The 19,887-nt window shown below is 74.9% G+C and carries 17 protein-coding genes and 1 pseudogene; 3 read left to right on the top strand and 15 right to left on the bottom strand.

All coding sequences use genetic code 11. The annotated features are described in order from the left end of the window. The 5 genes from VEW93_03920 to VEW93_03900 all read right to left on the bottom strand — a co-directional run. Positions 1-244, bottom strand: a 244-nt coding sequence (locus VEW93_03920) for an insulinase family protein (GenBank protein ID HYI60934.1), incomplete at its 3' end; no start/stop codon positions are given. 65 nt (positions 245-309) lie between these two features. Continuing rightward, positions 310-2,802 (bottom strand): polyribonucleotide nucleotidyltransferase, encoded by a 2,493-nt coding sequence (locus VEW93_03915; GenBank protein HYI60933.1) that lies wholly within the window; start codon positions 2,800-2,802, stop codon positions 310-312. A gap of 211 nt (positions 2,803-3,013) precedes the next feature. Further along, positions 3,014-3,286, bottom strand: a complete 273-nt coding sequence (rpsO, locus tag VEW93_03910; GenBank protein HYI60932.1) for a 30S ribosomal protein S15 — start codon at positions 3,284-3,286, stop codon at positions 3,014-3,016. A 142-nt stretch (positions 3,287-3,428) separates the two neighbouring features. Continuing rightward, positions 3,429-4,640, bottom strand: a complete 1,212-nt coding sequence (locus tag VEW93_03905) for an alpha/beta hydrolase (GenBank protein HYI60931.1) — start codon at positions 4,638-4,640, stop codon at positions 3,429-3,431. A 108-nt stretch (positions 4,641-4,748) separates the two neighbouring features. Continuing rightward, a complete protein-coding gene (locus tag VEW93_03900) occupies positions 4,749-5,750 on the bottom strand; it encodes a bifunctional riboflavin kinase/FAD synthetase (protein ID HYI60930.1) in 1,002 nt (333 codons plus the stop codon). A gap of 135 nt (positions 5,751-5,885) precedes the next feature. Between VEW93_03900 and VEW93_03895 the strand changes: the two genes are divergently transcribed. Further along, a complete protein-coding gene (locus VEW93_03895; protein HYI60929.1) occupies positions 5,886-7,595 on the top strand; it encodes a DUF4214 domain-containing protein in 1,710 nt (569 codons plus the stop codon). A gap of 9 nt (positions 7,596-7,604) precedes the next feature. Here VEW93_03895 and VEW93_03890 read toward each other — a convergent pair whose 3' ends face one another. The 9 genes and pseudogenes from VEW93_03890 to rimP all read right to left on the bottom strand — a co-directional run bounded on the left by VEW93_03890 (position 7,605) and on the right by rimP (position 15,270). Then, positions 7,605-8,282, bottom strand: a complete 678-nt coding sequence (locus VEW93_03890; GenBank protein ID HYI60928.1) for a pyridoxamine 5'-phosphate oxidase family protein — start codon at positions 8,280-8,282, stop codon at positions 7,605-7,607. 76 nt (positions 8,283-8,358) lie between these two features. Further along, positions 8,359-9,258, bottom strand: coding sequence for a tRNA pseudouridine(55) synthase TruB (truB, locus tag VEW93_03885; protein ID HYI60927.1), 900 nt, complete (start codon positions 9,256-9,258; stop codon positions 8,359-8,361). Continuing rightward, positions 9,255-9,653, bottom strand: a complete 399-nt coding sequence (gene rbfA / locus VEW93_03880) for a 30S ribosome-binding factor RbfA (GenBank protein HYI60926.1) — start codon at positions 9,651-9,653, stop codon at positions 9,255-9,257. The genes truB and rbfA overlap by 4 nt, the downstream gene beginning before the upstream one ends. 1 nt (position 9,654) lies before the next feature. Further along, positions 9,655-9,945, bottom strand: coding sequence for a DUF503 domain-containing protein (locus VEW93_03875; protein HYI60925.1), 291 nt, complete (start codon positions 9,943-9,945; stop codon positions 9,655-9,657). Positions 9,946-9,983: 38 nt separating this feature from the next. Beyond that, positions 9,984-11,816 carry a translation initiation factor IF-2 gene (gene infB, locus VEW93_03870; protein ID HYI60924.1) on the bottom strand — a complete coding sequence of 611 codons (1,833 nt, stop codon included), beginning with the start codon at positions 11,814-11,816 and terminating at the stop codon, positions 9,984-9,986. Positions 11,817-12,737: 921 nt separating this feature from the next. Then, positions 12,738-12,875, bottom strand: a pseudogene (locus tag VEW93_03865) (translation initiation factor IF-2 N-terminal domain-containing protein). A gap of 172 nt (positions 12,876-13,047) precedes the next feature. After that, complete coding sequence (locus tag VEW93_03860; GenBank protein ID HYI60923.1) at positions 13,048-13,341, bottom strand: YlxR family protein; 294 nt, start codon at positions 13,339-13,341, stop codon at positions 13,048-13,050. A 4-nt stretch (positions 13,342-13,345) separates the two neighbouring features. Next, positions 13,346-14,749, bottom strand: a complete 1,404-nt coding sequence (nusA, locus tag VEW93_03855) for a transcription termination factor NusA (GenBank protein ID HYI60922.1) — start codon at positions 14,747-14,749, stop codon at positions 13,346-13,348. Next, entirely contained in the window at positions 14,746-15,270 is a 525-nt protein-coding gene (rimP, locus tag VEW93_03850; GenBank protein HYI60921.1) for a ribosome maturation factor RimP, read from the bottom strand. The genes nusA and rimP overlap by 4 nt, the downstream gene beginning before the upstream one ends. A 213-nt stretch (positions 15,271-15,483) precedes the next feature. Between rimP and VEW93_03845 the strand changes: the two genes are divergently transcribed. Beyond that, complete coding sequence (locus VEW93_03845) at positions 15,484-17,655, top strand: DUF4214 domain-containing protein (GenBank protein HYI60920.1); 2,172 nt, start codon at positions 15,484-15,486, stop codon at positions 17,653-17,655. Between the two features lie 27 nt (positions 17,656-17,682). Here VEW93_03845 and proS read toward each other — a convergent pair whose 3' ends face one another. Then, complete coding sequence (proS, locus tag VEW93_03840) at positions 17,683-19,095, bottom strand: proline--tRNA ligase (protein ID HYI60919.1); 1,413 nt, start codon at positions 19,093-19,095, stop codon at positions 17,683-17,685. Between the two features lie 82 nt (positions 19,096-19,177). On the opposite strand from proS, the gene VEW93_03835 reads away from it, so the two are divergent. Beyond that, positions 19,178-19,852: an alpha-ketoglutarate-dependent dioxygenase AlkB gene (locus tag VEW93_03835; GenBank protein HYI60918.1), complete on the top strand. Its 675-nt coding sequence runs from the start codon at positions 19,178-19,180 to the stop codon at positions 19,850-19,852. The last annotated feature ends 35 nt before the right edge of the window (positions 19,853-19,887 follow it).

The following is a 19,887-nucleotide window of genomic DNA, read 5'->3' as shown; positions in this document are numbered from 1 at the left end:
CGTCGGACAGCACCTCGAGGGCGAGGTCGAGGTGGCCCTCGGGGAGCCGGGCGTGGAAGGCCGTGTACTCGGCGGTCGTGAAGGCGTTCATGTCGCCGCCGGTGGCGTCGATGGCGCGGTTGATCGACGAGGCCGAACGGGCCTCGGTCCCCTTGAACAGCAGGTGCTCGAGGAAGTGGGAGGCGCCGGCCAGCTCCGGGCTCTCGTCCCGGGCCCCGACCCCCACCCAGAAGCCTGCGCTCACCGAGCGGGCCTCCGGCATCGTCTCGGTGACGATGCGGAGGCCGCTCGGAAGCGTGGAGGTGACGATCAGCGGCGGCGACCGCGGTCGGCGCCACCGCTCGGACGGCGGGGGCCGCTCCGGCCCGTCCCACCGGCGGGGCGGCTGCGGTCGCCGCCGTTGCCCGTGGTGGAAGGACCGAGGTCGCCGAACTCGTCGCGCAGCTCGGCGTCGAAGCTCTCCTCGAAGCTCACCGTGGCCACCGCACCGGCGACCGGTGCGGGCTCGGCGTCGCGTCGGGGGGCGCGCTCGGGGCGGGAGGGACGGTCACGGTCGCCGCCCCGGTCCCGGTCCCGGCCGCGCTCGGGGCGGTCGCCCCGGTCGCCGCCGCCGGTCGGCTCGGCCACCTCGCCGTTCTCGCCGACCGGCGAGAGCGAGACCTTGCCCTGCGGGTCGATGTCGTCGACCCGGACCTCGATGGTGTCGCCCAGGCTGACCACGTCCTCGACCCGGTCGATGCGCTTGCCCTGGCCCAGCTTGGAGATGTGGACCAGGCCGTCGCGGCCGGGGAGGATGTTGACGAAGGCGCCGAACTTGGTGATGTTGACCACCTTGCCCTCGTAGTTCTGGCCGACCACGGCGGCGGGCGGGTCCATGATCAGCTCGATCCGGCGGCGGGCCTCGGCGACGGCGGCGCCGTCCTTGGACCCGATGGTGACCGTGCCGACCATGCCGTCGTCGTCGACGTTGATGTCGGCCCCGGTCTCCTGCTGGAGGGTGTTGATGACCTTGCCCTTGGGCCCGATGACCTCGCCGATCTTGTCGATGGGGATCTCGAAGCTGATCATCTTCGGCGCCGTCTCGCCCACGTCCGAGCGGGGCTCGGGGATGGTGGCGTTCATGACCTCGAGGATGGCCAGGCGGGCCTCGCGGGCCTGGTCCAGGGCCGCGGCCAGCACGTCGGCGGGCAGGCCGTCGATCTTGGTGTCGAGCTGGAGGGCGGTGATGAAGTCGGCCGGGCCGGCGATCTTGAAGTCCATGTCGCCGAAGGCGTCCTCGGCCCCCAGGATGTCGGTCAGGGTGATGAAGGTGTCACCCTCCTTGACCAGGCCCATGGCGATGCCGGCCACCGGGGCCTTGATGGGCACGCCGCCGTCCATGAGCGACAGCGACGACGAGCACACCGAGCCCATGGAGGTGGAGCCGTTGGACGACAGCACCTCGGACACCAGGCGGAGGGCGTAGGGCCACTCCTCCAGGGAGGGCACCACGGGCAGCAGGGCCCGCTCGGCCAGCATGCCGTGGCCCACCTCGCGGCGCTTGGTGCCGCCGATGCGGCCCGTCTCCCCGTTGGAGTAGGGCGGCATGTTGTAGTGGTGCATGTAGCGCTTCTTGGTCTGCAGCCCGAGGGTGTCGAGCATCTGGTCCATGCGGGGCATGCCCAGGGTCAGGGCGTTGAGGACCTGGGTCTCGCCCCGCTGGAACAGGCCGGAGCCGTGGGCGGTGGGCAGCACGCCGACCTGGGCCGTCACCGGCCGGAGGTCGCGGGGGCCACGGCCGTCGATGCGGACGCCGTCCTCGACCAGGCGCTGGCGGATGACCTTCTTGGTCAGGGCCCGGATGGCGTTCTTGACCTGCTTGTCACGGCCGGCGAAGGGGGCGCCCTCGCCGCACAGCTCGGCCACGATGCGCGCCTTGGCCGCGTCGTTGGCCGCGTTGCGCTCGGCCTTGTCGGCGATGGTGTTGGCCTGGGCCACCTCGTCCCGGCCGGTGGCGGCCACCGCGTCGGCCACCTCGTCGTCGTAGTCGAGCTGCGACTCCCACACCAGGGCCGGTCCCACGCCGGCCTCGGCCACCAGCTGGCGCTGGAGGGCGATGGACTCACCGATCCAGACCTTGCACTTCTCCAGCCCGTCGGCGATGACCGCCTCGGTGACCTTGGGGGCGCCGGCCTCGTAGTAGCTCCAGGCCTTCTCGGTGCCGTTGCCCTCGACCATCATGATGGCCACGTCGTCGTCGCCGACGGAGCGGCCGGCCACCACCAGCTGGAAGGTGGCCTCGTTGATCTCCTCGAAGGTCGGGTGGGGGATCCACTCGCCGTCGGTGGAGTAGGCCAGGCGCACGGCGCCCAGCGGCCCGTCGAAGGGCAGGCCCGACAGCATCAGCGAGGCCGAGGCCCCGTTGATGGCCAGGACGTCGTGGGGGTTGACCTGGTCGGCGGCGATGATGGTGGCCACCACCTGGGTCTCGTTGCGGTAGCCGTCGGCGAAGCTGGGCCGCAACGGGCGGTCGATGAGCCGGCAGGTGAGCACGGCCTCATCCGCGGGGCGGCCCTCCCGGCGGAAGAACGAGCCGGGGATCTTGCCGGCGGCGTACATCTTCTCCTCGACGTCCACGGTCAGCGGGAAGAAGTCGATGCCTTCCCGGGTGAACGTGGCGCCGTTGGCGGTCACCAGGGCCTGGGTGTTGCCCAGGCCCACGACGACGGCACCCTGGGACTGCGGGGCGAGCACGCCGGTGGACAGCTCGATGATCTTGTCGGTGCCCGAGACGGGCGCCGACACGGTGATGGCTTCAGCCATGGGGTATCTCCTCTGGGACCGCGCCTGCGGTCCCGGTCGGTGCCCCCGGGCGGGTCAGCTCCCAGTCGGCGTCCCCCCGACGTCCGCCGCTCCTGCGGCAGGCCGGGACGAGGGCGACCGGCAACTGATCCGTCCCCGTGGGGCACGGTGTTGGTTGGTGTGTCTGGAAAAGAGCAGACGAGCAGCCCGGAGGCTGCTCGTCGGGGTCTCGCTAGCGGCGCAGGCCGAGCTTGGCGATGAGGGCTCGATACCGCTCCACGTCGTTCTTGGAGAGGTAGTCGAGCAGGCGTCGGCGACGACCGACCAGCATCAGCAGCCCCCGGCGACTGTGGAAGTCCTTCTTGTGGACCTTCAGGTGCTCGGTGAGGTGGTCGATGCGCTGGCTGAGCAGCGCGATCTGCACCTCAGGGGATCCGGTGTCGGTGTCGTGGAGGCGGTGCTCCCCGATGACGCCGGGCTTGGCGCGGTCAGTGATCTCGGACATGCAGTGTCTCTCTGGGGTTGCGGGCCGCGGAGCGGCCCGAGGGTGGGTGTCTGACCCGGCTCTGCCGACCGTGTACTGCCGGAGCAGCCGGTACGTGTCGGAGGGCGGTCGCCCGGGCGCACGGAGCGCGCCGGACCGGAGGTCACGCTAGCAGCGCCGCCCCCGGAGCCCCCACTTCGTCGGGCACCCACTCCTCCACGCGCCACCGGTAGCGGGGCCGGCCCAGGCGGGGCAGGGGGTCGAGCGCCTCGTCGGGGGGCGACAGGCCCAGCACCGGGGCACCCGGCTCCAGGTAGGTGCGGTCCAGGTCGTCGAGGGTGGCCTGGTCGAGGTAGCCGGGGCTGGACAGGCCCAGGTCGTTAGCCACCCGGGCCATGACCGCCTCGCCCACCCGGCTGGCCAGCAGCGTGTCGAAGATGGCCGGCAGGGTGCGGGGGTCGCGCAGCAGCCACGAGTGCCGGGCCTTCTCCACCGTCACCAGGGTGCCCCGGCCCCGCTCGGCGGCGCTGCGGGCGGTGGCCAGGGGCACGGCCACGTCCCGCTCGCCGTGGATCACCACCAGGGGGATGCCCTCCTCGGCGATGCGGTCGAGCATCCACCCCGAGCCCCGGGACCGCAGGATCGACACCGCGGGGCCCAGCATCCGCCACGGGCGCCGGGCGTGGCCGACCAGCACCGGGGCCACCAGCCGGCCCAGCTTGCGGGCCTGGGCCGGGTCCCGCAGCAGGGGCAGGGTGGTGGCGCTGTCGAGGACCAGGGCCCCGGCCACCCCGGCCAGCAGGGGCGGGGCCACCCGGAACAGGTTCACCATGCGGTCCCAGGTGGCCCCCACGATGGCGTCCAGGAGGACCACGGCGATGGCCCGGTCCGGCTCCTGGGCCGCCAGCTCGACCACGAGCCGGCCCCCCATGGAGTGCCCGGCCAGGACGGCCCGGCGGATGCCCAGCTCCTCCAGGACCTGGCCCAGGAGGCGGGCGTAGGACTCCATGCTGGCCCCGCCGGTGGGGAGGCCCAGGGTGCCGCCGTGGCCGGCGGTGTCGATGGCCACCACCCGGAACCCGGTCCCCACCAGGCGGGACAGGGTCTGGGCGTAGAGCATCCCCTCGGCGCTGAAGCCGTGGACCAGCACCAGGGGCACGCCCCGGCCGCAGACGGCCACGCCCACCTCGTGCCCGTCGGCCAGGGTGACGGTGTGGCGGGCCAGCCGGGGCAGGCGGCGGGCGCGGATCTGCTCGGGCCGCTCGGCCGGGCCGATGACCGGCGCGGTGTCCGGCTCCGTCTCGACCCGGGTGATGCCGGACCCCGACGGAGGCGGGCGCCTCCCGGCACCCCGGGGCCGGGGAGCAGCGGACATGGGGACCAGCATGGCAGCCGGTCGTCCCGTTCCCGACCACCCCCACCCCCCCAACCCGGCACAGGAGTGCCGGGACATCGGGCACGTCCGTGCCCAGGTCGGCGGGGGTCAGGTCCCGAGGATGCCCCGGACCTCGTCGCAGTCCGCGGCGATGCCGGCGATCAGGGCCTCGACGGAGGGGTACGTCACCTCGCCGTGGAGGCGGGCCACGAACCGGACGGCCACCCGCTCGCCGTACAGGTCGCCGTCGAAGTCGAGGACGTGGGCCTCCAGCAGGGAGGCGTGGGCCTGCTCGTAGAACGTGGGCCGCCGGCCCAGGTTGATGGCGGTGGGCAGGACGGTGCCGTCGGCCCGGACCAGCCACCCGGCGTAGATGCCGTCGGCGGGCAGCAGGATGTCGCCGGGCACGGCCACGTTGGCGGTGGGGAAGCCCAGCTCCCGCCCCCGCCGGTCCCCCGGCGAGACCAGGCCCCGCACCTCGTGGGGCCGGCCCAGGAGGGCGATGGCCCGGTCGATGGCCCCGGCCACCAGGGCGGCCCGGATGGCGGTGGAGGAGACCTTCTCCTCGGGGGCGTCGCCCCCCGCCGCCGCGGTGGCGTCGGCCCAGATGGCGGCGGCCTCGGCCCCCACGTCGGAGGCCGAGCGCAGGCCCAGGCCCTCGACGGTGAAGCCGGCCTCGGCCCCGGCCCGGCGCAGCAGGTCCACGGTGCCCCGGCGACCGTGCCCGAAGTGGAAGTCCTCCCCCACCACCACGGTGCGGGCGGCCAGGCAGCCCACGATCACCTCGCGGACGAAGTCCTCGGCGCTCTCGGCCGCCCGCTCCTGGTCGAAGCGGACCACCAGAGCCACGTCGACCCCGGTGGAGGCCAGCAGCTCCAGCTTCTGGTCCAGGTCGGTCAGCAGCCGGGGGGCCGATTCGGGCCGCACCACCATGGCCGGGTGGCGGTCGAAGGTGACCACCGCGCTGCGCACGCCCAGCTCCTCGGCCCGGCGCCGCACCTCGGCGATGACGGCCCGGTGGCCCAGGTGAACGCCGTCGTAGGCGCCGATGGTGACGGCCGCCCCGACCTCGGGCGCCGGGCACGGGCCGTCGGCCCGGAGGATCTCCACGGCCGGCGACGCTACCCCGGGCACCGGCCGGGTCCCCACCCCGCGCCGACCGCCTCGGGCCCCGCCGATGGGGGGCGGTAGCATCGGGCCCGCCGACGCGGGAGCCGGCGACGACGAGGGGGCGACGTGCGACGCATGGCAGCGGTGGCCGGGCTGGTCCTGGCCCTGGTCGGCTGGGGGCCCACCGGCGCGGCCGGTGCCCAGGCCCCGGCTCCGACCCCCCGGGACACGTGCCCGCCACCGGCCTACGGCGCCGATGCCGTGGTCCACCTGGCCTACGCCACCGTGCTGGGTCGCTGCCCCGACCCGCCGGGACGAGCCGCATGGGTGGCCCTCCTGGCCCGGGGCACCGGGCCGGGCACCCTGGTCCGCCGCATGGCCGCCACCGACGAGGCCGTCGGCCTGGTGGTCGACGACGCCTACCGCACCGTCCTGGGCCGGGCCGCCGACCCCGAGGGCCGCCGGTTCTGGACCGCCCGCCTGCAGGCCCGGGCCCGCCACGACCTGCTGCTGGCCGAGCTGGCCGCCTCCGACGAGCTCTGGGTCGCGGCCGGCGCCACCCCGGCCGGCTTCGTCGACGGGGTGTACGAGGCCGTCCTGCACCGGCCCGCCGACCCCGGGGGCCGGTCCTACTGGATGGCCCGCCTGGCCGGTGGCGCACCACGTTGGGCCGTCACCCGCGCCCTGGCCCGGCTGCCCGAGCCGGCCCGGACCGTGGTGGCCGCGGCCTACCGGCACCTGCTCGACCGCCCGGTGGCCCCCGCCGAGCTGCGGGTCGAGGGGCCGCGCCTGCAGCGCGACGGCGACCTGGCCGGGCTGTGGGCCCGGCTGGCGGGCACCGGTGAGCTCTACGCCCGGGCCCAGGGCCTGGTCCCCCCGCCCCGCCCCGGGCGCTACGTGGCTTTGGGCGACTCCTACGTGGCCGGCGAGGGCGTGGCCCCCTTCCACGCCGGGATCGGCCCGCCCCCCGGGCCCGGGGCCCCGCCCGGCTCGGCCCGGCCCGACGGCTGCGGCCGGTCCTTCGCCTCGTACCCCGAGGTGGCCCGGGCCACCAGCGCGGCCGTGCCCGGGTCGCTCGACCTGGTGGCCTGCGGGGGCGCCACCGTCTGGTCCATGTACCCGGCGGTGCCCCCGGACGGTGGGGACGGAGAGACGGGCCAGCTCGGGGCGCTGGCCTCCGGGCCGCCGCCCGACTTGGTCACCCTGACCGTCGGCGGCAACGACATCGGGTTCGTGTCCCTGATCTCGGCCTGCCTGGACGTCCGGGTGGCGGGCGTCCAGGTCAACCTCGAGTACGGCGCCGCCAACTGCGAGGGGGCCATCGACGAGGCCATGGCCACCGTCGAGGCGCTGGCCCGGGAGGCGGGTGGCGCCCCGGGCCCGGGCGACGAGGACGACGGCGAGTCGCCCTGCGGGGGCGGCCCCTGCACCCTGCCCCGGCTGGTGAGCGACGTCCGGGCCGCCGCCCGGGGGGCCACGGTGGCCGTGGTCGGCTACCCGCAGCTGCTCCCGGCCACCGGCCGCGACTGCTCCGGGCCCCTGCGCTTCGCGGACGGGAGCGACGCCTTCGGCGGCCGGTGGCGCTTCGCCCCCGCTTCCGTGGGCCGGTCCCGAGCCCTGGTGACGGCCCTGAACCGGGCCCTCCAGGACGCAGCCGAGGGGGCGGGGGCCCTCTACGTCGACCCCACCGGCCGGGTGGCCGGGCACTCGGTGTGTGACACCGACCCGTACGTCAACGGCCTGCACATCACCTCCGGCCTGGACGTGGCCTCCATGTCCTTCCACCCCAACGCGGCCGGCCACCGGGCCCTGGCCGCGGCCCTGGCCGACGCGCTCGACGGCTGAGGCGGCGGCTCAGGGCAGCACCACGGCCGCCGGGGGCCGCAGGTCGCCGGCCGGGAGGTCGGGGGCGGGGCGCGGGGCCCCGGCCACCAGGGCCACCGGCACCACCCCGGCCCACACCGGCCAGCCCAGGTCGCCCTCGTCGTCGATGGGCCCGCCGGTGCGGGCCTTGACCGCAGCGTCGGCCAGCGGCACCTCCACCAGGGCGGTCTGGCGGGTCTCGGCCCGGTCGGGGGCCCGCACCAGGGCGGAGCGGCCCGGCGCCACCTGGTCGACCAGGCGGGCGAAGCCGGCGGCCAGGGCCTCGGGGTCGGTGATGCGGGTGGCCCGGCCCCGCACCACCACGCTGCGGTAGTTGACCGAGTGGTGGAAGGCCGAGCGGGCCAGGACCAGCCCGTCGACGTGGGTCACGGCCACGCTGACCGGCAGGCCGGCGTCCAGGCCCCGCAGGAGCCGTGAGGCCACCGACCCGTGGAGCAGGAGGCGGTCGCCGTCCCGGGCGTAGACCATGGGGACCACCACCGGCTCCCCGTCGACGGCCAGGCCCACGTGGGCGATCCACCCCGCGTCGAGCACGGCGTGCACCGCGGCCTCGTCGTAGCGGGCCCGCCCCGGGGCGCGCCGGACGGTGCTGGCCGCGCTGGGCGGCGGGGGGGCGGGCTCGGGCGGCGGGGGCAACGGCGAGGTCACCCCGGCATGGTGGCAGGACCCCACCGCCTCGGCCCTCCTCTTTCCGGGGGGCGGCCGGTCTGGTCGGTGGGCCGGCTCAGGCCGGGATGACCAGCTCGGGCTTCACCGTGTCGTCGCGGTGGGCGACGTACACGGCGACCAGGGCCCCGGCCGGGTCGAGCACGGCCCACGGCCCGTCGCCCTCGGCCGGCAGGCCCACGGTGGGGCGGTCGAGGACCTTGCCGTGGCCCACGGCCACGGCCACGTGGCCCTCCACGGTGACGGCCGGCAGGTGGGCCACGGCCGCGGCCGGGGGGCGGAGGTGGCCCGGTTCCAGGTCGTCGAGGGCCACGGCCGCGTCCAGGGTGAAGGTCCCCACCGCGGTGCGCCGGAGGGCCCGGAGGTGGGCCCCGCCCCCCAGGGCCCGGCCCAGGTCGGCGGCCAGGGTCCGGACGTAGGTGCCCGAGGAGCACTCGACGGTGGCCCGCAGCACCCCCGGCTCGCCCGGCACCTCGTCCAGGGCGAAGGCGTGGACGGTGACCGGGCGGGCCTCGCGCTCCACCTCGATGCCCTGCCGGGCCAGTTCGTGGAGGCGCCGGCCGTCGACCTTGAGGGCCGAGACCATGGGCGGGACCTGGAGGATGGGGCCGGTGAGCTGCCCGGCCGCCACCCGGCGGGCGTCGTCCACGGTGACGCCGCCCATGTCGTGGCGGGCCGTCACCTCGCCGGCGGCGTCCAGGGTGGTGGTCTCGACACCGAGGACGATCTCGGCCTCGTAGGCCTTGCCCAGGGGCAGCAGGTAGCGCAGGAGCCGGGTGGCCTTGCCCACCCCCAGGACCAGGACGCCGGTGGCGTCGGGGTCGAGGGTGCCGGAGTGGCCGACCTTGCGGGTGCCCAGCAGCCGGCGGGCCCGGGCCACGGCGTCGTGGCTGGTCCAGCCGGCGGGCTTGTCCACCACGGCCACGCCGTCCGGCCCCGGGGGCAGCCCCCCGCTCATGCGGGGTCGGAGCCGGCCGCCTCGCCCGGGTCGTGGGACCGCAGGCCGCGGAGCACGGCGTCGATCCGCTCGGCCGAGCGGATCACCGGGTCGGCGGCGAAGGTCAGCTTCGGGGTCTGCTTCAGGCGGGTCTCCCGGTTGATGGCGGCCTGGAGCCGGGGGCGCAGCTCTTCGAAGGCCTCCAGCACCTCGGGGTCGGCCTCGGCCCCGGCCAGCACGTCGAAGTGGACCACGGCGGAGCCGATGTCGGCCTCGCAGGCCACGTTGGTGACGGTCACGTCGACCAGCCGGTCGTCGTCGATCCGCTCCAGGGCCTCGGCCAGCACCTCACGCAGCAGCTCGTTGACCCGGGCCATGCGCGGGTAGTTCCGCTTGGGGTTGGTCCGCTTGGCCATGTCAGTCCTCCTCCATCCACTGCCGGTCGGCCCGCAGCACCTCGATGCCCGGGCGGGACCACACGAACCGTTCCACCTCGTCCAGCACCGTGGCCGCCTGGGCCGTGCTGGAGCTCACCACCGCGAAGCCCAGGGTGCTGCGCTGCCACGTGTCCTGGTGGTCGACCTCGGCCACCGAGATCCGGAACCGGTGCCGCACCCCGTCCAGGATGGGGCGCAGCTCGGCCCGCTTGGCCTTGAGCGACCCCGCCGTCGGTACGTGCAGCTCGACCCGGAGCGCCCCGACGACCATGGTCCCGACCCTAGGCCCGCCCGGGGCCCGGCGTCGGTCTAGGTCCTGGGGATCTCCCGCTCCTCGAACGTCTCGATGACGTCGCCCTGCTTGAGGTCCTGGAAGTCCGACAGGCCGATGCCGCACTCGTAGCCGGCGGCCACCTCGCGGGCGTCGTCCTTGAACCGCTTGAGCGACTGGATGGCGCCCTTCCAGATGATGGTGCCCTCCCGCAGGAAGCGGACCTTGGAGCCCCGGGTGATGGTGCCGTTGGTGACGTAGCAGCCGGCGATGGCCCCGATGCGGGGGACCCGGAAGATCTCCCGGACCTCGGCCTCGCCGGTGACGACCTCCTCGGTCTCGGGCGTCAGCATGCCGACCATCGCGCTCTCGATGTCCTCGATGAGCTTGTAGATGATCTCGTAGCTGCGGATCTCCACGCCCTCCTGGGCCGCCATCTCGCGGGCCAGGCGGTCGGGCCGGACGTTGAAGCCGATGATGGTGGCGTTGGTGGCCAGGGCCAGCTGGATGTCGTCCTTGGTGACGCCGCCCACGCCCCGGCGGGCGAAGGCCAGCTTGACCTCGTCGCGCTCCAGCTTCTTGAGGCTCTCGGTCACCGCCTCCAGCGAGCCGTTCACGTCGGCCTTGACGACGAGGTTGAGGGTGGCGGCCTCGCCGGCCTGGATCTGGCTGAAGATGTCCTCCAGCTTCATGCCCCCGGTGGCCACCGCGGCGGTGCCGGAGATGGAGGCCACCCGCTGGTAGTGCTCGCGCTGGTCGGCCACGGCCCGGGCCGTCTTGTCGTCCGGGGCGACCACGAAGTCGTCGCCGGCGCGGGCCACGTCGGAGAGGCCCAGCACCTCCACGGGGGTGGACGGGCCGGCCTCCTTGATGGGCTTGCCGGTGTCGTCGATCAGGGCTCGGACCCGGCCCCAGGCCGCTCCGGCCACCAGCGGGTCGCCGACCTTGAGGGTGCCCCGCTGGACCAGGAGCGAGGCCACCGGGCCCCGGCCCACGTCCAGGTGGGACTCCAGCACCACCCCCATGGCCCGCCCGTCGGCGGTGGCGGTGAGCTCCTCGACGTCGGCCACCACCAGGAGCTGCTCCAGGAGGTCGTCGATGCCCAGGTTCTGCAGGGCCGAGACCTCGACCATGATGGTGTCGCCGCCCCACGCCTCGGGGACCAGGTCCCGCTCGGCCAGCTGGCTCATGACCCGCTGGGGATCGGCGCTCTCGCGGTCGATCTTGTTGATGGCCACCACGATGGGCACATCGGCGGCCTTGGCGTGGTCCAGCGCCTCCAGGGTCTGGGGCATGACGCCGTCGTCGGCCGCCACCACCAGCACCACCACGTCGGTGGCATCGGCGCCCCGGGCCCGCATGGCGCTGAAGGCCTCGTGGCCCGGCGTGTCGATGAAGGTGATGCGACGCCCGTCCTTGGTGACCTGGTAGGCGCCGATGTGCTGGGTGATGCCGCCGGCCTCGCCGGCCACCACGTTGGCGTTGCGGATCTGGTCGAGCAGCTTGGTCTTGCCGTGGTCGACGTGGCCCATGACGGTGATCACCGGCGGACGCTCGGCCGCGCCGTCCTCGTCGTCCTCGTCGATCAGGGCGGCCACGTTCAGGCGCTTCTGGAGCTCGACCTCCTGCTCCTCGCCGGGGTCGGCCAGGCGCACCTGGGCCCCGACATCGACCGCGAACAGCTCGATCATGTCGTCGGTCAGGGACTGGGTGGCCGTGACCATCTCGCCCTGCTGCATGAGGAACCGGACCACGTCGGCCGGGGTGCGGTTCAGCCGGGGGCCCAGGTCCTGCGGGGTGGAGCCCCGCTCGATGACGATCTCCCCGTCGGGGACGGGGGCCTCGGCCGGGGTGTACTCCGGCATGTCCATGGGCCGCAGCTCTTCGCGGTTGCGGCGACGGCGCCCCTTGCGGCGCGGGGGACGGCGGCCGGCCGGGCCGCCGGGGCGGCCGGGACCGCCACCGCCGGGGCCCCCACCGGGGGGCGGCGGCGCGCCCATGGGCCCACCGGGACGGGCGCCGGGGGCGCGGCTGGGCCCGCCGCTGGGGCGGGCACCGGGGCGAGCGGGGCCGCCGGCGCGGGTCGGGGACGGGCCCCGGCCCCCGAGGCCGGGCGGCGGCGGGATGGGCCGGCCGGACATGCCCCGGGGCGGGCCCGGGGGCGGCGGGATGGGCTTGCCGGACTCGCCCCGGGGCGCCATGCCGGGCGAGGGGCGCGGCGGGGTGGGGGGACGGCGAGCACCGGCGGGCGGCGCGCTGCCGGGGCCGGCGGGGCCACCGGCCGGACCGGCGGGGCCACCGACCGGGCCACCGGGACCGGCGGTAGCGGCCGGCCGGGCCGGGCCGGGCGGCGGGGCGGGGGCGCGCCGGGCCGCGGGGGCCTCGGGCGCCGGGGCGGGGCGGGGCGGGCGTCCCGAACCACTGGAGGTCACCACCCGCCGCGGATCGGGCGGGGTGGCCGGGGCCGGAGGGGCGGCCTCGGGCGCCGGGGCCGGCGGAGCGGCCGCGGCCGGAGCCTCGGGGGCGGGGGCCGGAGCCGCGGGGGGCGCCGGGGCCGGGGCCTCAGCCGCCGGCGCGGCCGGAGCCTCGGGCGCCGGCATCTCGGCCGGGGGAGCCGGCGGGGGCGCAGCGGGCGCGGGGGCAGCGGGCGCGGCCGGGGCATCGGCCGTCCCTTCGGACGCCGGCGCGGCCTCGGCCGGCGCAGCCTGGGCCGGCGGCGCCTTCTTGGGCTCCTTGGGCTCCTCGGGCTGCTCGTCGCGCACGAGGCCCTCGCGACGGGCCTTGCGACGCACCCTGTCGGCCTGCGCCTCCTCCACACCGGAGGAATGGGTCTTGACGCCGATACCGAGATCCACGCAGAGGTCGAGGGCTTCCTTGTTGGTGAGGCCCATTTCCTTCGCGAGCTCGTGGACGCGGATCTTTCCTGCCAAGGTCGGTTGCCTAGCCCTTCGGGGTCATCAGCCGTGCGCGTGCACGGGCCTTCCATCCTCGCGCACCCAGGCCACGGGCAGCGAAGTGGTCGCCGGCCGGGACGCTCGTGTCTGAGCGCACGCCGCTCACCCCCCCCGGGGGGGGATGGGTGCGGCCGTCCAGTGTGCCGGGTCAGCGCCCGGCTTCCTCCCCGTCGTCGCCGGCCAGGGCGGCGGTGAGGGTGTCGACCGCCTCCGGCTCCACCGGGCCCCGCAGGGCCCGGGGCCAGGCCCGCCGCTTGCCGGCCAGGGCCGCGCAGGCCGGGTCGGGGCAGATCCAGGCCCCCCGGCCCGGCCGGGAGCGGCCCACGGCCAGGTCGCCCTCGGCGGTGCGCACCACCCGCACCAGCGCGTCGGGGTGGGCCCGGCGCCGGCACCCCACGCAGGTGCGCCGGGGCCCGGGTAGGGCCCCCTCGGCGGCGGGCACCGGCCTAGCCCTCCTCGTCGCTGGCGGCCTCCGCGCCGCTGGCCGCCACCGGCTCGGCGTCGCCCTCGGCCCCGGCGCCGTCACGCGGTGCCACCGGCTCGTCGGCGGCGGCCGGGGGGGCGATCTCGGCCTCGGCCGCATCCACGTCGTCGGCGGCCGCCGCCTCGTCGGTCACCGCGCTCTCGTCGAGCACGGCGCTGGCGTCGGCCGCGGCCGACTCGTCGACCACCGGCCCGGCCGCCTCCCCCTTCGGCGGGGCATCACCCTCGCCGGCCGCCGCCGCGGCCTCGTTCTGGACGGTGGCCTCGGCCCACGCCTCGGCCGAGAGGGCGGCGCTGCCGTCGGCCGGCTGCCACACCTGCTCGCCGGAGGCGGGGTCGGTGACCCACTCGCCCTCGGCCCAGTCCTGGGCCGCGTAGGCCTCGTCCTCGGCCAGCTGGGTCTCGCTCTTGATGTCGACCCGCCAACCCGAGAGGCGGGCGGCCAGGCGGGCGTTCTGGCCCTCCTTGCCGATGGCCAGGGAGAGCTGGAAATCGGGCACGATCACGGTGGCGGTGCCGGTGTCGTAGTCGAGCCGGACCTCCTTGACCTTGGCCGGGGCCAGGGCCTTGGCCACCAGGTCCTGGGGCACCTCGGTGAAGGGGACGATGTCGATCTTCTCGCCGTTGAGCTCGTTGACGACCATGCGGACCCGGGCCCCCCGGGCGCCGACGCAGGCCCCGACGGGGTCGACGTTGCCGTCGTTGGACCACACCGCGATCTTGGTGCGGTGCCCGGGCTCGCGGGCGCAGGCCTTGATCTCGACGATGCCCTCGGCGATCTCGGGCACCTCCATCTCGAACAGGCGCTTGATGAGACCCGGGTGGGTGCGGCTGACCACGATCTGGGGACCCTTGGCCGTCTTGCGCACCTCGACGATGTAGGCCTTCAGGCGGCTGTTGGCCTGGGGCCGCTCGTGGGGCACCTGCTCGGCCTGGGGCAGCAGGGCCTCGACGCCCCGGTTCAGCTCCAGCAGCGTGTAGCGGGAGTCGCCCTGCTGGATGATGCCGGTGACGATGTCGCCCTCGCGCCCGGAGTACTCCTCGTACTTCATCTCCCGGTCGACCTCGCGGAGGCGCTGGTTCATGACCTGGCGGGCGGTCTGAGCCGCGATGCGGCCGAAGTCGGGCGGGGTGACGTCGCTGACGTCGCCGAAGGGCTCGCCGTCCTCGTCCAGGTCCTGCGACCAGACCCGGATGTCGAAGGTGTCGGGGTCGATGGTCACCCAGGCGTAGTCCTTGGCCCCGGGCATGCGGCTGTAGGCCGACTCCATGGCGTCGGCCAGGGCCCCCATCAGGGTCTCCGAGGAGATGCCCCGGTCGGCGGCCAGGGCCTGGAGGGCTTCCATCATGTCCAGCTTGCGGCTCATGGCTTCGTCGCCTTCTTCCTCGCGGATGGGGGGGTCGGGGGCTTGGGGCCGCCCGGTCGGGGGGCCGGGCCCCACTCGAACACGGTGCGGGCCCGCTCGATCTGGTCGTGGCGGATGGTGTGGGTGGGGGCGTCGTCGCCCTCGCCGACCCGGACGGTGACCCCGTCGTCGTCGGCGGCCACCAGGGCCCCGCGGAGGCGGCGCCCGGCCTCGGTGCCGGGGGCGGTGCGCAGGGAGACCTGCTCGCCCACCGCCCGGCGGAAGTGGGCCGGGGTCCGCAGCCGGCGCTCCAGCCCGGGGCTGGAGACCTCCAGGGTGTAGCGGCCGGGGACCGGGTCCTCGTCGTCGAGGAGGCGGGACAGGCGGCGGGTGAGCGTGGAGATGACGTCCAGGTCGAGGCCGCCGTCGCGGTCGACGGTGACGCGCAGCACCCCGGCGTCCATCTCGACGTCGACCAGCTCCACGCCCTCGGCGGCGCACACCGGCTCGGCCAGCGCCTGCACGCGCTCGGTCGTCGTCATCTCGGGTGTACCTCCTCGTCGCTCGCCTCGGGGACCTGTGGGCCCTCAGTAGAAAGGCGTGGGCCGGAGCCCACGCCTGTCAGCGTCCCACCCCGGAGGGTGAGGCCCGCCAGCATAGCGGCGCGGGCTCCGGGCGGCCGGGCCGATGACCGAACCGGCGGGGACCACTCACGGCTGTTGGACACCTCGGCCGATCCGTGTGATGTTGCCCGCATGGCGGACAACTCAAGAACCTGGCGGCGCGTCGCGGCCGTCCTCATCTCCTGTGCCCTGGTGGGGAGCGTGGCGGCCTGCGACGGCTTCCCGCTGGCGCCCACCGCGGTGGGCGGCAGCACGGTCACCTTGGAAGGCTGGGGGGTGGCCAAGGCCAGCACCATGGAGCACTTCTTCCAGTACTCGACCAGCGCCTCGTTCCCGGCCGGCTCGACCACCTCGACCGCCGTGCAGACCTCCTCGGGCCTCACCGTCGGCACCGGCGCCCCCTTCGATCAGGCCGTGACCGGCCTGACCGCCAACACCCGCTACTACTACCGCCCCTGCGGGAGGCCCCAGGGCTCCACCGTGGTCGACTGCGCCGGCACGGCCTCGTTCATCACCTCGACCCGGACCAACCCGGCCCGGGGCCCGTGGGACACGGTGCTCGGCCTGGGCGACGCCAAGGTCGTCCTGGTCGACGGCACCTTCTACGCCTCGGGCGACGCCCTGGCGGGCGAGTGCAACTTCTTCCAGTCGGCCAACGGCCAGAACTGGACGCGCATCGACGACAAGCCCTGCAGCAAGGCTGCGGGGGGTCACTCCGTGGCCCAGTCCTACCCGACCAACGATGACCACCTGCCCAACCATGACGACAACCAGGACGTCACCGGGTGGGGCGTCGAGGTCACCAAGATCGGCACCCGGTGGGTGGTCGCCACCGCCGGCCAGCACGTCCAGGGAGCCGGCCACCACCGGGGCGCCATCTTCATCGGCACCGCCCCGAGCCCCACCGGCCCGTGGACCTGGGGCACCGGCCCGACCGTGGACTCCCCCAACTACACCTACATCGACCCCTCCCTGTTCGAGGACCCGAAGACCGGCAAGGTGTGGCTCACCTGGACCCGCCACCACGACACCTTCACGCCCTGGGACCCGAACGACAGCGGCAACGACAACCAGCTGATGGCCCAGGAGCTGGACGCCGCCTCGCTGCGCCGGGTGGCCGACAACTCGACGGCCACCGTCCTCCTCGACTCGGCCTGGAACCCCCAGAACTCCTGGGAGAACCTCGACGCCGACAAGAACATCATCGAGGGCCAGGGCCTCTTCTACTACGACGGCCGGTACTTCCTGCACTACGCCACCGGGTGGGTGAACCACGTCACCGGGCCCAGCTACGAGTACCAGATGAACATCACCTCCCGGGACTCGTTCCCCGGAGCCTTCGCCAAGGCGCCCGCCCCCATGATGGCGGGCACCAGCGGCGGCAGCTGGGTCAACCCCGGCCACGGCTCGGTGTTCGTGGATGGCGGGGGGACGGTGTGGGCCGCGGTCTCGCCGTGGGCCGACGAAGAACTTCCCTGCCCCACCGGGCAGCTCTGCGGCCGGAAGCTCTTCTTCCAGCGCCTGGACTACAACCGCAACGCCAAGACCTTCAGCGTGGCCCCGAGCGGCCGGGTGACGGTGGCCGCCATGGGCGTCGCGGTGCCCACGGACTCTCCCCTGGGGGCTGGCATAGGCCCGTTCACCTCGGGCAGCGCCTACGACAACGCCCGCGACTTCGTGGCCCAGCAGTACGAGGACGTCCTGCGCCGCACGCCGTCGACCGCTTCCCGCAACAAGTGGGCGGCCGACATCATCAGCGGCCAGCTCGACGGCGACGGCCTGATCCGCACGTTCCTCAACACCGAGGAGTTCCAGGACCGGGGGCCCGAGGTGCTCCGGGCCTACCGGGCCCTGCTGGGCCGGGCCGCCGACCTGCCGGGCTACGACTACTGGTACGGCCGCCTGGCCTCGGGCACCAGCCTGGAGACCATGGCCAGCAGCTTCTCCAACTCCAGCGAGTTCCACGGCCTCTACGACGGGCTGACCAACGGGCAGTTCGTGGACGCCATCTACCAGAACATCCTGGGCCGGGCCCCCGACACCGCGGGCCGGAACTTCTGGATCTCGGAGCTGAACGGCGGTCGGTCGCGGGGGTCGGTGGCCCTGGCCGTCTCCCGGTCATCGGAGTACGTGCACGACACCGAGGTGGCCGTCACCATCGACGCGCTCTACCTGTCGCTGCTGGCCCGCACCCCGACCTCCACCGAGCGGACGGCCGCCACCACGGCCCTCACCTCCGGCACGCCCCGCACCGACCTGGTGCGCGACCTCCGCACCTCTACGGAGTACGCCAACCGGGTCTGACCTGGCCCGGCGGCCGCCGTCGCCCGCTCAGTAGGAGCGGGCGACGGTGGCCACGCTGTCGGGGTCGTCGTCGGTGGCGGCCACGTCGCCGTCGGGCGCCTGGAGGCAGCGCACGGTGATGCCCTCGGCCTTCAGGGCGGTGAGGGCGTCGGGGTCGACCAGGCCCCAGCGCAGGCGGGCGAAGCCGGTGCCGGCCGCCTCCACCGCCTCGGGGACCGAGGCCACGTCCACGGTGCGGTCATCGCGGCGGGCCCGGGCCACGGCCAGCATGTCGGCCTGGATCCGCTCCAGCAGGTCGGTGACGTGGTCGGTGAGGCCGGACAGGCCGACCGTGGCCTTCTCCCCCACGTCCCGGCGGACCACGGTGGCCTCCTCGTTCTCCAGGTCCCGGGGACCGAGCTCGATGCGCACCGGCACGCCCTTGAGCTCCCAGGCCGTGGCCCGCCGCCCGAAGCCCACCTCGGTGCGGTCGTCCACGGTGACCCGGGCCCCGGCCGTGCGCAGGGCCTCGGCGACGAGGCGGGCCCGCTCCCCCACCCCGTCGCCGTCGCGGACGACGAGGACCACCACCTGGGTGGGGGCGATGCGGGGGGGCAGGCGGAGCCCAGCGTCGTCGCCGTGGCCCATGATGAGGCCCCCCATCATCCGGGTCGACACGCCCCACGACGTGGTCCAGGCGTGCTGCTGGGTGGCCTCGGCGTCCTGGAAGACGATGTCGAAGGCCCGGGCGAAGTTCTGGCCCAGCTCGTGGCTGGTGCCCATCTGCAGGGCCTTGCCGTCGCCCATCATGGCCTCGGTGGTCATGGTGTTGGTGGCCCCCGGGAAGCGCTCGTCGGGCGTCTTGCGCCCCACCAGCACCGGGATGGCCAACACGTTCACCATGAAGTCCTCGTACACGTCGCGCAGGATGCGGTGGGCGTAGGCCCGGGCGTCGGCCTCGTCGACGTGGGCGGTGTGGCCCTCCTGCCACAGGAACTCGGTGGAGCGCAGGAACAGCCGGGGCCGCAGCTCCCAGCGCACCACGTTGGCCCACTGGTTCAGCAGCATGGGCAGGTCCCGGTAGGAGTTGACCCAGCGGGCCATGTACTCCCCGATCACCGTCTCCGAGGTGGGCCGCACCACCAGGGGCTCCTCCAGCTCCTTGCCCCCGCCGTGGGTCACCACGGCCAGCTCGGGGGCGAAGCCCTCGACGTGCTCCGCCTCGCGGGTCAGGTAGCTCTGGGGGATGAACAGGGGGAACGAGGCGTTCTCGGCCCCGGCCGCCTTGATGCGGGCGTCGACCTCGGCCACCATCCGCTCCCAGATGGCGAAGCCGTAGGGCCGGATGATCTGCGTGCCCCGGGCCGGCCCGTTGTCGGCCAGCTCGGCCTTGGCCACCACGTCCTGGTACCAGCGGGGGAAGTCGTCGGCCTGGGGCGTGAGGACGGGGGGCTTGGCCATGGCGGCGATGGTAGGTGAGGAGCACGACCGGGCCTCCCTTCGATCTCTGGGCAACCGATACGAACACGTGTACGCTTCTGGCATGCCCCCGGAGCTCGTGTTCCAACCCTCCCTCCTGGCCGGTGGCGCGCCCACCCCGGATCCGACCTTCGCCACCGCCGAGCGCATCGACCTCGGTGCGGGGGCGTGGGTCGACCACGTCCCGGCCTGGCTGGGCGGGGCCGACGACCTGTTCACCGAGCTGGCCGACACCGTCCGCTGGCGTCAGCGCGAGGTGGCGATGTACGGCGACCTGGTCGTCGAGCCCCGGCTCACGGCCTGGTGGGGCGACGAGGAGCAGCCCGACCGCCGTCTCGAGTCCGCCCCCGCTCCCCTCCTCCGGACGCTGCTCCCCGCCCTCGACGGCCGCTACCAGCGCGGCTTCGACGCCATCGGGCTCAACCTCTACCGCGACGGGCGCGACTCGGTGGCCTGGCACGGCGATCGCTACGAGCGGGACCGTCCGGCCACCGTCGTCGCCGTGCTGTCGCTCGGCTCACCCCGCCGGTTCCTGCTCCGCCCGGTCGGGGGCGGCGCCTCGCGGGCCTTCGAGCTCCACTCGGGCGACCTCCTCGTCATGGGCGGCACCTGCCAGCACACGTGGCAGCACTGCGTCCCCAAGGTGGCCCACGCCGGGCCCCGCATGAGCGCCACCTTCCGGCGCCGCATCCACCCCGCCGACATCCGCGGGCGTGAGGTGGCCGCTGGCGCGGCATGATCTCCCCGTGGCCGACGAGCAGCTGACCGCCGAAG

Source organism: Acidimicrobiales bacterium (genome assembly GCA_035630295.1).
GTDB lineage: Bacteria > Actinomycetota > Acidimicrobiia > Acidimicrobiales > Iamiaceae > Iamia.
Note: the sequence above shows the minus strand (reverse complement) of the source record. Positions and strands in the feature narration are given on the sequence as shown.

What these genes read in the sequence shown, in the direction of transcription:
- nusA (HYI60922.1), bottom strand. Translation starts at nt 14,749, where the DNA reads ATGAGCCGCAAGCTGGACATGATGGAAGCCCTCCAGGCCCTGGCCGCC.
- VEW93_03875 (HYI60925.1), bottom strand. Translation starts at nt 9,945, where the DNA reads ATGGTCGTCGGGGCGCTCCGGGTCGAGCTGCACGTACCGACGGCGGGG.
- rimP (HYI60921.1), bottom strand. Translation starts at nt 15,270, where the DNA reads ATGACGACGACCGAGCGCGTGCAGGCGCTGGCCGAGCCGGTGTGCGCC.
- truB (HYI60927.1), bottom strand. Translation starts at nt 9,258, where the DNA reads ATGAGCGGGGGGCTGCCCCCGGGGCCGGACGGCGTGGCCGTGGTGGAC.
- VEW93_03905 (HYI60931.1), bottom strand. Translation starts at nt 4,640, where the DNA reads ATGTCCGCTGCTCCCCGGCCCCGGGGTGCCGGGAGGCGCCCGCCTCCG.
- rbfA (HYI60926.1), bottom strand. Translation starts at nt 9,653, where the DNA reads ATGGCCAAGCGGACCAACCCCAAGCGGAACTACCCGCGCATGGCCCGG.
- VEW93_03835 (HYI60918.1), top strand. Translation starts at nt 19,178, where the DNA reads ATGCCCCCGGAGCTCGTGTTCCAACCCTCCCTCCTGGCCGGTGGCGCG.
- proS (HYI60919.1), bottom strand. Translation starts at nt 19,095, where the DNA reads ATGGCCAAGCCCCCCGTCCTCACGCCCCAGGCCGACGACTTCCCCCGC.
- VEW93_03845 (HYI60920.1), top strand. Translation starts at nt 15,484, where the DNA reads ATGGCGGACAACTCAAGAACCTGGCGGCGCGTCGCGGCCGTCCTCATC.
- VEW93_03895 (HYI60929.1), top strand. Translation starts at nt 5,886, where the DNA reads ATGGCAGCGGTGGCCGGGCTGGTCCTGGCCCTGGTCGGCTGGGGGCCC.
- rpsO (HYI60932.1), bottom strand. Translation starts at nt 3,286, where the DNA reads ATGTCCGAGATCACTGACCGCGCCAAGCCCGGCGTCATCGGGGAGCAC.
- VEW93_03915 (HYI60933.1), bottom strand. Translation starts at nt 2,802, where the DNA reads ATGGCTGAAGCCATCACCGTGTCGGCGCCCGTCTCGGGCACCGACAAG.
- infB (HYI60924.1), bottom strand. Translation starts at nt 11,816, where the DNA reads ATGGACATGCCGGAGTACACCCCGGCCGAGGCCCCCGTCCCCGACGGG.